At 71.4% G+C, this 12,263-nt stretch carries 10 protein-coding genes and 1 pseudogene; 9 read left to right on the forward strand and 2 right to left on the reverse strand.

Annotation, left to right across the window (positions count from 1 at the left end; translation table 11 throughout):
- Nucleotides 1-9: 9 nt before the first annotated feature.
- Nucleotides 10-1,146: a hypothetical protein gene (locus tag ABZX85_RS29465; RefSeq protein WP_355874857.1), complete on the forward strand. Its 1,137-nt coding sequence runs from the start codon at nt 10-12 to the stop codon at nt 1,144-1,146.
- Nucleotides 1,147-1,152: 6 nt separating this feature from the next.
- Here ABZX85_RS29465 and ABZX85_RS29470 read toward each other — a convergent pair.
- A pseudogene (locus ABZX85_RS29470) lies at nt 1,153-2,380 on the reverse strand (glycosyltransferase 87 family protein).
- Between the two features lie 129 nt (nt 2,381-2,509).
- Between ABZX85_RS29470 and ABZX85_RS29475 the strand changes: the two are divergent.
- Complete coding sequence (locus tag ABZX85_RS29475; protein WP_355874859.1) at nt 2,510-3,652, forward strand: glycosyltransferase family 4 protein; 1,143 nt, start codon at nt 2,510-2,512, stop codon at nt 3,650-3,652.
- 83 nt (nt 3,653-3,735) lie between these two features.
- Nucleotides 3,736-5,316 (forward strand): GMC oxidoreductase, encoded by a 1,581-nt coding sequence (locus ABZX85_RS29480; protein ID WP_355875323.1) that lies wholly within the window; start codon nt 3,736-3,738, stop codon nt 5,314-5,316.
- A 19-nt stretch (nt 5,317-5,335) separates the two neighbouring features.
- Here ABZX85_RS29480 and ABZX85_RS29485 read toward each other — a convergent pair whose 3' ends face one another.
- Entirely contained in the window at nt 5,336-7,132 is a 1,797-nt protein-coding gene (locus tag ABZX85_RS29485; protein WP_355874861.1) for an AMP-dependent synthetase/ligase, read from the reverse strand.
- Between the two features lie 212 nt (nt 7,133-7,344).
- On the opposite strand from ABZX85_RS29485, the gene ABZX85_RS29490 reads away from it, so the two are divergent.
- The 6 genes from ABZX85_RS29490 to ABZX85_RS29515 all read left to right on the forward strand — a co-directional run bounded on the left by ABZX85_RS29490 (nt 7,345) and on the right by ABZX85_RS29515 (nt 12,250).
- Entirely contained in the window at nt 7,345-8,121 is a 777-nt protein-coding gene (locus tag ABZX85_RS29490) for a metallophosphoesterase (protein WP_355874864.1), read from the forward strand.
- 83 nt (nt 8,122-8,204) lie between these two features.
- Complete coding sequence (locus tag ABZX85_RS29495; protein ID WP_355874867.1) at nt 8,205-8,645, forward strand: SRPBCC family protein; 441 nt, start codon at nt 8,205-8,207, stop codon at nt 8,643-8,645.
- A 61-nt stretch (nt 8,646-8,706) separates the two neighbouring features.
- A complete protein-coding gene (locus ABZX85_RS29500) occupies nt 8,707-9,849 on the forward strand; it encodes an ArsA-related P-loop ATPase (RefSeq protein WP_355874870.1) in 1,143 nt (380 codons plus the stop codon).
- A gap of 52 nt (nt 9,850-9,901) precedes the next feature.
- Nucleotides 9,902-10,390 (forward strand): DUF5304 domain-containing protein, encoded by a 489-nt coding sequence (locus tag ABZX85_RS29505; protein WP_355874873.1) that lies wholly within the window; start codon nt 9,902-9,904, stop codon nt 10,388-10,390.
- A gap of 54 nt (nt 10,391-10,444) precedes the next feature.
- On the forward strand, nt 10,445-11,398 hold the full coding sequence (locus ABZX85_RS29510) for an ROK family glucokinase (protein WP_355874875.1): 954 nt from the start codon (nt 10,445-10,447) through the stop codon (nt 11,396-11,398).
- Nucleotides 11,399-11,533: 135 nt separating this feature from the next.
- Nucleotides 11,534-12,250, forward strand: a complete 717-nt coding sequence (locus ABZX85_RS29515; RefSeq protein ID WP_355874878.1) for an endonuclease/exonuclease/phosphatase family protein — start codon at nt 11,534-11,536, stop codon at nt 12,248-12,250.
- Nucleotides 12,251-12,263 lie beyond the last annotated feature (13 nt).

A 12,263-nucleotide genomic window follows, 5' to 3' on the forward strand; every position in this document is an offset into this window, starting at 1 on the left:
ATCGGCGGGATGGCTGACGCTAGGCGGGTGATCGGGTCCGGGGTCATAGCCCTGTGTCTGCTGGTCGGCGGATGCGGCGCCGGCGGTGAGCGGAGTTCGGTCCGCGCCGACGTGCAGGCCGCCCTCGACCGGCGGGCCGCCGTGGTGCTGGGGCGGGAGGGCGACACGTACGACGTGCCGCTCGCGCAGTGGTCGTACCACCTGGACTCCGTCGACGCCGAGGGCGACCGGGCCACCGCCGACGCGCGGCTCAGCTACCGGGTGCGGGGGTACGACGCCGTGCCGGTCACCTCCGCGCGGGTGGTGCGGCTCGCGCGGGACGCGGGCGGGGTGTGGTCGGTGGTGTCGGAGGGGCCGGGGCAGGGGGCGGGGCAGCAGCTCTGGGACCAGGGGCGGGTCGGCGTCGTGCGGGGGGCGCACAGCCTCGTGCTGGGGGTCGGGCAGTCCACCGACCGGCTGACGGACTTCGCCGCCCTCGCCGACAAGGCCGTACCGGCCGTCTCCGACGCGTGGGGGACGGCGTGGGCGCGGAAGGTGGTCGTCGTCGTGCCGGCCTCCCTGGCGGGGATGGCCGAGCTGCTGGGCTCCTCCGCCGACTCGTACCGGGGGATCGCCGCGGTCACCACGGGCGAGACCGGCGGCCGGGCCCCCGCCGACCGGATCGTCGTCAACCCCGAGGCGTACGGGACCCTCGGCGACGTCGGCCGGCAGGTGGTCCTCACCCACGAGACGACCCACGTCGCGACCCGCGCCCACACGAACGCGGCGACCCCCCTGTGGCTCTCCGAGGGCTACGCCGACTGGGTCGGCTACCGGGGCACGTCCCGCACCCCCGACGAGGCCGCCCCCGAACTCCGGACCGCCGTCTCCGAGGGCCGCCTCCCCGCCGCCCTCCCCACGGACGCCGACTTCGGCTTCGGCGGCGACGCCACCCGTCTGGCCCAGGCGTACGAAGGCGGCTGGCTCGCCTGCCGCCTCATCGCCGAACGCTGGGGCGAGGACAGGCTCAACGCCTTCTACAAGGCGGTCGGCACCCACGGCAAACGCTCCGGCGCGGTCGAGTCCGCCCTCACCACCGTCCTCGGCGTGACCCTGCCGCAGTTCACGGAGGACTGGCGGACGTACGTGAAGGAACAACTGGCCTAGGCCGGCTCAGGACGGGATCTTCGCCCGGGTCGGCTGGGGCGGGACCGGGAGGGGCTTGGGGCGGGGGGCCGTGGAGCGCCAGAGGTGGGTGCAGGCGGTGAGGGCGGCGGTGAGGAGGAGGGCGTTGCGCAGGAGGATCAGGGTGACGCCGAGGGGGGTGCTCGCCACGACGTCGTCGAAGTGGACCGGGAACTCCAGGGTCGTCAGCGCCGACGCGGCCACCACCAGGACCGCCGGGAGGGTCATGCGGGTGGCCCGGAAGCAGAGGCAGACGGCCGCCGTGCCGAGGAGCCACAGGAGGTACTGGGGGCTGATGACCCGGCTGGAGAGGGTGAAGAGGAGGACGGCGGTGAAGGCCGCGTCCGCCGGGGTGTGCAGGGAGAAGCGGCGGGCCGTCAGACGCCACAGCAGGAGCCAGCCGAAGGCGGCCGACGTCAGGAACAGCGCGGCCGTGCTCACCGCCGTCACCCCGGGCCCCACGAACTCCAGCGACCCGTAGTGGAACAGCACCTCCCCGCTCCACCCGAACCGCCGCGCCACATGGAACACCAGCGCCCCCAGCGACTCGACCTCCGTCCCCCGGTCCCGCTGGAACGTCACGAACGAGAACGCCCCCGGCATCGCCACCGCGAACCCGCCCGCCACCACGAGCACGGTCACCGCCGCCGCCCCCCACACCCGGCGCCGCACGACCCCCGCGAGCAGCAGCGCCGGCCACACCTTCAGCAGCGCCCCGAACCCGATCAGCGCCCCCGCCACCCGGGGCCGCCGCACCCCCGCGAGGAGCGCCGCGACCGCGACGGCGGTCACCATCACGTCGTACCGGGAGTACGCCGTCGGCCCGAGCAGCGCCACCCCCGCGACCCACACCCACACCCCGCGCCGGGACCGGCCGGGGCGGTGGGCGGCGGTCAGGAGGAGCGTCAGGACGGCGAGGTCGGCGGCGAAGGCCAGCAGGAAGAACGCGGACGCGTAGCCGAGGCCCGGGACCAGCGCCGGCGCGAGGATCGGCAGGGCGGCGGCGGGCGGGTACTGCCAGGTGACGTCGTGCAGCGGGAACGTGCCGGTGCGCAGGACGCCGTACCAGCCCTGGTAGATCACCGACACGTCCGTCGTCACGTCCGGGCCCGGGAAGAGCAGGACGCGGAAGACGAACAGCAGCAGGAGCAGCCGGGTGACCCCCCCAGGTGACCAGCAGTCCGGTCGGCGGTCGCCGTACGCCCGTGATCTCCACCTTCGCCCCTGTCCGTCCATGATCGGAGTGTGGGCCACATCCTGCCCCGGGGGACTGTGGGAGAGCCGTGAGGCAGGGCCGGGGACGGGCGGGCGGGTGGGTGCCGTGCGTCCGTTACAGTCGGCCGCGATGCACAAGACCCTCGTCGTCACCAACGACTTCCCGCCCCGCCCCGGCGGTATCCAGGCGTTCCTCCACAACATGGCCCTGCGCCTCGACCCCGCCGACCTCGTCGTCTACGCGTCGACCTGGAAGCGGACCCGCGAGGGCGTCGAGGCGACTGCCGCCTTCGACGCCGAGCAGCCGTTCACGGTCGTCCGGGACCGTACGACGATGCTGCTCCCCACCCCGGCGGCGACCCGGCGCGCGGTGTCCCTCCTGCGCGAACACGGCTGTACGTCCGTGTGGTTCGGCGCGGCGGCCCCGCTGGGCCTGATGGCTCCGGCGCTGCGCAGGGCGGGCGCGCGGACGCTGGTCGCGACGACGCACGGGCACGAGGCGGGGTGGGCGCAACTCCCGGCGGCCCGGAGCCTGTTGCGCAGGATCGGGGAGTCGACGGACACGATCACCTACCTCGGCGAGTACACGCGGTCGAGGATCGCCGGGGCGCTGTCGGCCGAGGCGGCTGCGCGGATGGTCCAACTCCCGCCCGGGGTCGACGAGAAGACGTTCCATCCGGGGTCGGGCGGCGCGGAGGTCCGGGCACGGCTGGGGCTCACCGACCGGCCGGTGGTCGTGTGCGTGTCGCGGCTCGTGCCGCGCAAGGGCCAGGACACGCTGATCCGCGCGATGCCGCTGATCCTGAAGGCCGAGCCGGACGCCGTCCTGCTGATCGTCGGGGGCGGGCCCTACGAGCGTGACTTGCACAAGTTGGCCGCGGAGACCGGGGTTTCGGACTCCGTGCGGTTCACCGGGACCGTGCCGTGGGGGGAGCTGCCCGCCCACTACGGCGCCGGGGACGTCTTCGCGATGCCCTGCCGGACCAGGCGGGGCGGCCTCGACGTCGAGGGGCTCGGCATCGTCTACCTGGAGGCGTCGGCGACCGGACTGCCCGTCGTCGCCGGGGACTCGGGGGGCGCCCCGGACGCGGTGCTGGACGGCGAGACCGGGTGGGTCGTACGGGGGGAGTCGGCCGAGGAGACGGCCGAGCGGATCGCCGTGCTGCTGGGGGACGGGGAGCTGCGGAGGCGGATGGGGGAGCGGGGGCGCCGCTGGGTGGAAGAGAAATGGCGCTGGGACCTCTTGGCGGAAAAGTTGCGGACACTTCTCTAGCCGGAACCCGGGACTCCGCCCATGCTCCGCATATGACAGGAAAACTGACACAACGTCAGCTCAGTAGACGCCAGATCCTCGGCATGGCCGCCCTCCAGACGGCTGCCACCCTCGGCATCACCCGTATCTCCCTCCAGGCGGCCCACGCGGAGGAGGCCGAGGCCGTCGACAACTCCCCGGCGATCGTGGTCGGTTCGGGCTACGGCGGGGCCGTCGCCGCCCTCCGGCTCGCCCAGGCCGGCATCCGCACCCTCGTCCTCGAAATGGGCCGCGCCTGGAACACCCCGGGAGCGGACGGCAAGGTCTTCTGCAACACCGCCAACCCCGACAAACGCTCGATGTGGTTCAAGTCCCGCACCGAGGCCCCTCTCGCGAGCTTCCTCTGGCTGGACGTCGTCAACAAGGACATCACCCCCTACCCCGGCGTCCTCGACCGCGTGAAGTTCGCGAACATGTCGGTCTACGTCGGCCGCGGGGTCGGCGGCGGCTCCCTCGTGAACGGCTCGATGGCCGTCACCCCCAACCGGGCGTACTTCACCGAGCAGTTCCCCACGGTCGACGCGACGGAGATGTACGGCACCTACTTCCCCCGCGCCAACGCGATGCTCGGCGTGAACACCGTCGACCCCGCCTGGTTCGAGTCGACGGAGTGGTACAAGTTCAGCCGCACGGCCCGCAAGGCCGCCGTCAACACCGGCCTGAAGACGACGTTCGTGCCCAGCGTCTACGACTTCGCCTACATGCAGCGGGAGGCGGCGGGCACGGCGACGAAGTCGGCCCTCGGCCAGGAGGTCATCTACGGCAACAACTACGGCAAGCGCAGCCTCGACAAGACGTACCTCGCCTCCGCCCTCGGCACGGGCAACGTCACCATCCACACCATGGAGAAGGTCACCGCCGTCAGCCGCGCGAGCGACGGGAGCTGGGTGCTCAGCGCGAGCCGGATCGACGACACGGGCGCGGTCGTCGAGACGAAACAGTACGGCTGCACCTACCTGTTCCTCGGCGGCGGCAGCCTCGGCACCACCGAACTCCTCGTCAAGGCCCGTCAGTCGGGCACCCTCCCCGCCCTGGACGCGAGCGTCGGCGCGGGCTGGGGCACCAACGGCAACGTCATGCTGGGCCGCGCCAACCACCTGTGGGACACGACCGGCGCCAACCAGTCGACGATGCCGGTCATGGGCATCGACGACTGGGCCAACACCGACAACCCGGTCTTCGCCGAGATGGCCCCGCTGCCGACGGGGCTGGAGAACTGGGTGAGCCTGTATCTGGCGATCACGAAGAACCCGGAGCGCGCGACCCTGTCGTACACCAATGGTGCGCTGAGCCTGAGCTGGGGTGCCGCCCAGAGCGCTGTGTCCGTCGCGATGGCGAAGAAGCTGTTCGACCGGATCAACGCGGCCAACTCGACGATCTACCGGTACGACCTGTTCGGCACGCCCAGCAAGGTCTTCGCGGACGACTTCTGCTACCACCCGCTGGGCGGCTGCGTGCTGGGCAAAGCGACCGACAACTACGGGAGAGTGAAAGGGTATTCACGGCTGTACGTCACCGACGGCTCGCTCGTGCCCGGCAACATCGGCGTGAACCCGTTCGTCACGATCACCGCGCTCGCCGAACGCACGATGGCGCGGGTCCTCGTGGAGGACACCGCGCCATGAACGGCTGTGCGACAGCACACTACTTGGCGTAGATCGCCTCGATCTCGCCCGCGTAGTCCTTCGCCACCACGTTCCGCTTGAGCTTCAGCGACGGGGTGAGGTGGCCCGAGTCCTCCGTGAACTGGGAGGAGAGAATGCGGAACTTCCGCACCGATTCCGCTTTCGACACCGCGGCGTTGCCGTCGTCGACCGCCGTCTGGATCGCCGCGAGGAGATCCGGGTCGTCACGCAGCGACGCCGCGGTGGAGTCCGCCGGCTTGCCGTGGTCGGCGGCCCAGCGGCCCAGGAACTCGTCGTCGATGGTGACCAGCGCGGCCACGAACGGCCGGCCGTCCCCGACGACCATGCACTCCGCGACCAGCGCGTGCGCCCGGATACGGTCCTCGATCACCGCCGGGGCGACGTTCTTGCCGCCCGCGGTGACGATGATCTCCTTCTTGCGGCCGGTGATCGAGAGGTAGCCGTCCTCGTCGAGGGTGCCGATGTCCCCGGTGTGGAACCAGTTGTCGGCCAGCGCCTCGGCGGTCGCCGCCGGGTTGTTCCAGTACTCCTTGAACAGGTGCTCGCCGTGCAGCAGCACCTCGCCGTCGTCCGCGATCCTGACGACCGACCCGGGCAGCGGCTGGCCGACCGTACCGATCTTCTGCCGGTCCCAGGGGTTGAACGCCGTCGCCGCACAGGACTCGGTCAGGCCGTAGCCCTCCAGGACCGTGAAGCCGATGCCCCGGAAGAAGTGCCCGAGCCGCTCGCCGAGCGGGGCGCCCCCGGAGATCGCGTACTCGCCCCGGCCGCCGAGGACCGCGCGCAGCTTGCTGTAGACGAGCTTGTCGAACACCTTGTGCTTGATCTTCAGCCCCAGCGGCGGACCCGACGGCAGGTCCAGCGCCTTGCTGTAGGCGATCGCCGTGTCCGCCGCCTTGTCGAAGATCGCGCCCTTGCCGTCGGCCTGCGCCTTCGCGCGCGCCGAGTTGTAGACCTTCTCGAAGACCCGCGGCACGCCCAGGATCAGCGTCGGCCGGAAGGAGGCCAGCTCGTCCGTCAGGTTCTTGATGTCCGGCAGGTTGCCCAGCTTGATCGGCGCCATCATCGGCGCGATCTGCACGAGCCGCCCGAAGACGTGCGCCAGCGGCAGGAACAGCAGCACACTGCACTCGCCGGTGCGGAACAGCGGGCGCAGCCGCTCCACGACGTTCCCGCACTCCGCGAAGAAACTCCGGTGCGTCAGGACACAGCCCTTGGGGCGGCCCGTCGTCCCCGAGGTGTAGACGATCGTCGCCGGGTCGTCCGCCTTCGCCCGCGCGCTGCGCTCGTCGACCGTCGTGTCCGGCACGTCCGCGCCGAGCCGGCCCAGCTCCTCGACGCCGCCGGCCTCGATCTGCCAGACGTGCTTGAGGGCGGGCAGCGACGCGCGCACCGACTCCACGGCCGCCGTGTGCGAGTCCAGCTCCACGACGCAGGCCGTCGCGCCCGAGTCGGAGAGAATCCAGCCGATCTGCTCCGGCGAGCTGGTCTCGTACACCGGGACCGTGACGGCGCCGGCGCTCCAGATCGCGAAGTCCAGGAGCGTCCACTCGTACCGGGTGCGCGACATCAGCCCGACCCGGTCGCCCGGCTCGACCCCGGCCGCGATCAGGCCCTTCGCCGCGGCGTGCACCTCGGCGAGGAACTCCGTCGCCGTCACGTCCTGCCAGACGGTGCCCACCTTGCGGGCGATCACGGCGACGTCCGGGTGCTGCGCGGCGTTTCTGCGGACGATGTCCGTCAGGTTGCCGTCCGCAGGGACCTCGTACAAAGCCGGAAGGCTGAACTCGCGCAAGACTGCTGCTCCTCATAGGGCGCCGGCGGACTGGCCGGACGTTACCCGCCGGTATGGCGACTTCGACAGGGGGTCCGGCCGAGATGTTCGCCGTGTCACACCTCTCGGGTACTGCTGTGCGTACGGTAGTCCACCGGCTTACTGACCGGCCAGTAACAGCGGGCGTGGACGTCGCTGTTCACCTGCCGCCATCCCGCCTACCCTTGATCGCCATGGCATCCACACGCATCCACGTGGTGAGTGACGTCCACGGCAACGCGCGGGACCTCGCGCGCGCCGGGGAGGGCGCCGACGCGCTCGTCTGTCTGGGCGATCTGATCCTCTTCCTCGACTACGCCGACCACTCCCGCGGCATCTTCCCCGACCTCTTCGGCGCGGAGAACGCGAGCCGGCTGGTCTCCCTGCGCACCGAGCGCCGCTTCGACGAGGCCCGTGAGCTCGGCCGGCGGCTCTGGTCCCAGGTCGACGGCGACCGCGCGACCGTCATCGAGACCGCCGTCCGGGGGCAGTACGCCGAACTCTTCGCCGCGTTCCCGACGCCCACGTACGCCACCTACGGGAACGTCGACATGCCCGCGCTCTGGAAGGAGTACGCCGCTCCCGGCACGACCGTCCTCGACGGCGAGGTCGTCGAGATCGGCGGGCGGACGTTCGGGTTCGTCGGCGGGGGGCTGCGCACGCCCATGAACACGCCCTTCGAGATCTCCGACGAGGAGTACGCCGCGAAGGTCGAGGCCCTCGGCTCCGTCGACGTCCTGTGCAGCCACATCCCGCCGGAGGTGCCGGAACTCGTCTACGACACCGTCGCGCGCCGCTTCGAGCGGGGCAGCCGGGCCCTCCTCGACGCGATCCGGCGGACCCGGCCCCGCTACTCCCTCTTCGGCCACGTCCACCAGCCGCTCGCGCGGCGCATGCGGGTCGGCGCCACCGAATGCGTCAACGTCGGCCACTTCGCGGGGTCCGGGAGGCCGTACGTCCTGGAGTGGTGAGGGGCGTGAAGGCGGCAGGTCATGCGCGCGGTAGCCTTCACGCGCACCCTTCTTTCCGGTCCGCATCTGGAGGAGTCCCGGCGATGGCGGAACACACCAGTTCGAGCATCACGATCGAGGCGGCACCGGCCGACGTCATGGCGGTCATCGCCGACTTCGCCCGTTACCCGGACTGGACCGGTGAGGTGAAGGAGGCGGAGGTCCTCAAGTCGGACACCTCCGGCCGCGCCGAGGAGGTCCGGCTCGTCATGGACGCCGGCGCGATCAAGGACGACCAGACCCTCGCGTACACCTGGACCGGCGAGAACGAGGTCTCCTGGACCCTCGTCAAGTCCCAGATGCTGCGCTCCCTCGACGGGTCGTACGCCCTCAAGCCGTCCGGCGCGAAGTCCACCGAGGTCACCTACCGCCTCACCGTCGACGTCAAGATCCCCATGCTGGGCATGATCAAGCGCAAGGCCGAGAAGGTCATCATCGACCGGGCGCTGGCGGGGTTGAAGAAGAGGGTGGAGAACGGCGAGTAGGCCGGGTGCGATCAGCCACCACTGACCGGTAGTCGCAAGTCAACCGTTAGCGTTGATCCTCATGCGCACTCTCTTGGTCACCGGGCCCGGCGGGGCCGGTCGTACGACTATCGCTGCCGCCACCGCCCTTGCCGCCTCCCTCGAAGGCACGCGGACCCTCGTCCTCAGTGCTGACCGGGGGGACGGTCTGGGAGCCGCGCTCGGGGTGGTCACCGGGGAGAAGCCCTTCGCGGTCAACGAGTGCCTCACCGCCTGGCGGCCCGACGCCTCCGCCGGTTTCCGGGACGACTTCCTCCGGTTCCAGGAGAAGGCGACCGGCGCCCTCGATCTGCTGGGGGCGTCGCGGCTCGAAGCCGAGGAGATGACCGTCCTGCCCGGCGCGGAGGAACTCAATCTCCTGCGGGCCCTGCGGGACGCCGCCCTGTCGGAGCGGTTCGAACTGGTCGTCGTGGATCTGCCGGCGACACCCCAGGCGCTCACCCTCCTCGCCCTGCCCGAGGAACTGCGCCGGTACATCCGGCGGCTCCTCCCCGCCGAACGGCAAGCCGCACGCGCCCTGCGGCCGGTTCTGGGACGGCTCGCCGGGGTTCCGATGCCGGCGGAGTGGCTGTACGAGACGGCGAGCAAATGGGACGTGGAACTCGCCGCCGTGGAAGCCGTGTTGGCCGATCCCGGCACCGGTGTGAGGCTCGTCGCCGAACCGGGACCCGCAGGGTACGACGCCGTACGGGACGCCCGCCTCGGCCTCGCCCTGCGACAGCTCCCCGTGGAGGCGCTGATCGCCAACCGGGTCGTACCGGACGAGGACGGCTGGCTCGCGGGCCTCGCCGCCCAGCAGCGCAAAGTCCTGGCGGAGTGGGACGCCGAACCGGTCGCCCACCTCGGCACGGACCCGCGCGGCCTCGACGACCTGCGCGCCCTCGCCGTCCCCCCTGCCGCACCCCCGACACCCCCCGTCGAGTGGCCCGTCACCGAACAGGACGGCACGTTCGGGTGGACGCTCCCGCTCCCCGGCGCCGTACGCGGCGAGCTGGACCTGATCCGCAGAGGGGACGAACTCGTCGTCACCGCCGGGCAGTTCCGGCGTATCGTCGCCCTCCCCTCGGCCCTGCGGCGCTGCACGGTCGAAGGCGCCTCGCTGCGGGACGGCGAGCTGAGGGTACGGTTCGCGCCCGATCCCGACTTGTGGCCCCGGGAGCGGTGAAGGACGTACCGCCGTTCGGGTACCGTCGTAGGACGAGCCGTAGGGAGACGTCATGAGCAGCGACGACAGCGAGCCCCGTGAGGCGGTCGAGGAGACGCCCCGCGCGACGGACGACGACGCCTGGGCCACCGCCTGCGAGGAGGACCTCGCCGCGGAGAAGGCCCGCCGCCGCGCCCAGTACGGCCCACCCCCCGGCTCGGCCGGCGAGGAACTGCGCAAACTCTTCGACGCCGTCTCCGACAAGCTCGGCGGTCTCCAGTCTCCCCTGCTCGGCGCGGTCGCGGGACCGGCCGCGCAGCAGGTCGTCCGCCAGGTCGTCCAGCAGGCCAAGGCCGTCGTCGAACCGGTCGTCGAACGCAACCCGGACGTCTTCGACCACCTCGCCGCCGCCGGCAGCGAACTCCTCGCCGCGTACCGCTCCGCCGTCCAGCAGCAGGAGACCCGCTGGACGAAGAGCGACGACAAGCGCGCCGCCGACGACGGAGGCAACGGAGACAAGGGCGACGGAACGGGTCCGGGCCAGCGCATCGACGTGGACTGACACCCCCCTCCGGTACGGTGGCCCATAGCGGGGCTCGACCGAACTGAGGGATTCATGGGACTCACCATCGGCGTCGACATCGGCGGCACGAAGATCGCGGCCGGCGTGGTCGACGAGGAAGGCACCATCCTTTCGACCCACAAAGTGCCGACCCCGGGCACGCCCGAGGGCATCGTGGACGCCATCGCCTCCGCCGTCGAGGGAGCGCGCGCAGGGCACGAGATCGTGGGGGTCGGCATCGGTGCCGCCGGTTACGTCAACCGCCAGCGCTCGACGGTCTACTTCGCGCCGAACATCGACTGGCGCAACGAGCCGCTGAAGGAGAAGGTCGAGCAGCGCACCGGCCTCCCCGTCGTCGTCGAGAACGACGCGAACGCCGCCGCCTGGGGCGAGTACAAGTTCGGCGCCGGCAAGGGCCACCGCAACGTCATCTGCATCACCCTCGGCACCGGCCTCGGCGGCGGCATCATCATCGGCAACAAGCTGCGCCGGGGGCACTTCGGCGTCGCAGCCGAGTTCGGCCACATCCGGATGGTCCCGGACGGCCTGCTCTGCGGCTGCGGCTCCCAGGGCTGCTGGGAGCAGTACGCCTCCGGCCGTGCCCTCGTCCGCTACGCCAAGCAGCGCGCCAACGCGGCCCCCGAGAACGCGGAGATCCTCCTCGCCCTCGGCGACACCACCCCCGACGGCATCGAGGGCAAGCACATCTCGATGGCGGCGAGGCAGGGCGACCCGGTCGCCGTCGACTCGTACCGCGAGCTGGCGAGGTGGGTGGGCGCGGGGTTGGCCGACCTGGCGTCGCTGTTCGACCCGTCGGCGTTCATCATCGGCGGCGGTCTCTCGGACGAGGGCGAGTTGGTCCTCGACCCGATCCGGAAGTCGTACAAGAGGTGGCTGGTAGGCGGAAATTGGCGCCCGGTGGCGGACGTACTGGCGGCGAGCCTGGGCAACGAGGCGGGGTTGGTGGGGGCGGCGGACCTGGCAAGAGAACCCGACCCGATCATGTAGGGATCGCTCCTTAACGGGCGTAACCGTATGGCTTTTGTCTTTTCAGGGGCGCGGGGAACTGCGCGAGCAACCACACACAACCGGTACTCGCGCACAACCTCAGCGCCCCTCCCCCTTAGGCGTAAATTGACGCCCATGCCCCTGCCCCCCACCATCCGCGTACTCACCTACAACATCCGCTCGATGAGGGACGACACCCCCGCACTCGCCCGCATCATCAAGGCCGCCACCCCCGACCTGGTCCTCCTCCAGGAAGCCCCCCGCTTCTTCCGCTGGCGCAAGAAACTCGCCCGCCTGGCAAGGGCCGCGGACCTGGTCGTCCTCACCGGCGGCGGCACAGCGGCGGGCCCGGCGATCCTCTGCTCCCTCCGCACGACGGTGGAGCGCACCGAGGACGTCCTCCTCCCCCTCACCACCGGCAACCACCGACGCGGCTTCGCGACGGCGGTCGTCCGCATCGGCGGCGCCCGCCTCGGCGTCCTCAGCACCCACCTCTCCCTGGTCGAGGAGGAGCGCTACGACCAGACGGCCACCCTCCTGGACAGGCTCGCCGGCCTCGGCGTGGACCACGCGATCGCGGGCGGCGACATCAACGAACCCCCCACGGGCCGCTCCTTCGGCCGCCTCGCGGAGACCCTCCAGGACACCTGGGTCACGGCCCCCTGGGGCACGGAACACACCTTCCCCTCGACCGCCCCGGACAGCAGGATCGACGCCATCTTCGCCACGAAGGGCATCGAGGTCCTCACCGCGGGCGTCCCGAAGGACTTCCCCGGCATCACCGGGAACGACCTGAGGGCGGCCACGGACCACCTCCCGGTCCTGGCCACCCTCAGAATCCCCGGCAACTAGACGACGTCCCCGG

The sequence above is a fragment of the Streptomyces sp. NPDC004539 genome (assembly GCF_040610055.1).
In the GTDB taxonomy this organism is placed as follows: domain Bacteria; phylum Actinomycetota; class Actinomycetes; order Streptomycetales; family Streptomycetaceae; genus Streptomyces.

Excerpts from the sequence above, each read along its gene's own strand:
- ABZX85_RS29480 (WP_355875323.1), top strand. The coding sequence starts at position 3,736 with ATGGCCGCCCTCCAGACGGCTGCCACCCTCGGCATCACCCGTATCTCC.
- ABZX85_RS29510 (WP_355874875.1), top strand. The coding sequence starts at position 10,445 with ATGGGACTCACCATCGGCGTCGACATCGGCGGCACGAAGATCGCGGCC.
- ABZX85_RS29515 (WP_355874878.1), top strand. The coding sequence starts at position 11,534 with ATGCCCCTGCCCCCCACCATCCGCGTACTCACCTACAACATCCGCTCG.
- ABZX85_RS29465 (WP_355874857.1), top strand. The coding sequence starts at position 10 with ATGGCTGACGCTAGGCGGGTGATCGGGTCCGGGGTCATAGCCCTGTGT.
- ABZX85_RS29475 (WP_355874859.1), top strand. The coding sequence starts at position 2,510 with ATGCACAAGACCCTCGTCGTCACCAACGACTTCCCGCCCCGCCCCGGC.
- ABZX85_RS29505 (WP_355874873.1), top strand. The coding sequence starts at position 9,902 with ATGAGCAGCGACGACAGCGAGCCCCGTGAGGCGGTCGAGGAGACGCCC.
- ABZX85_RS29490 (WP_355874864.1), top strand. The coding sequence starts at position 7,345 with ATGGCATCCACACGCATCCACGTGGTGAGTGACGTCCACGGCAACGCG.
- ABZX85_RS29500 (WP_355874870.1), top strand. The coding sequence starts at position 8,707 with ATGCGCACTCTCTTGGTCACCGGGCCCGGCGGGGCCGGTCGTACGACT.
- ABZX85_RS29495 (WP_355874867.1), top strand. The coding sequence starts at position 8,205 with ATGGCGGAACACACCAGTTCGAGCATCACGATCGAGGCGGCACCGGCC.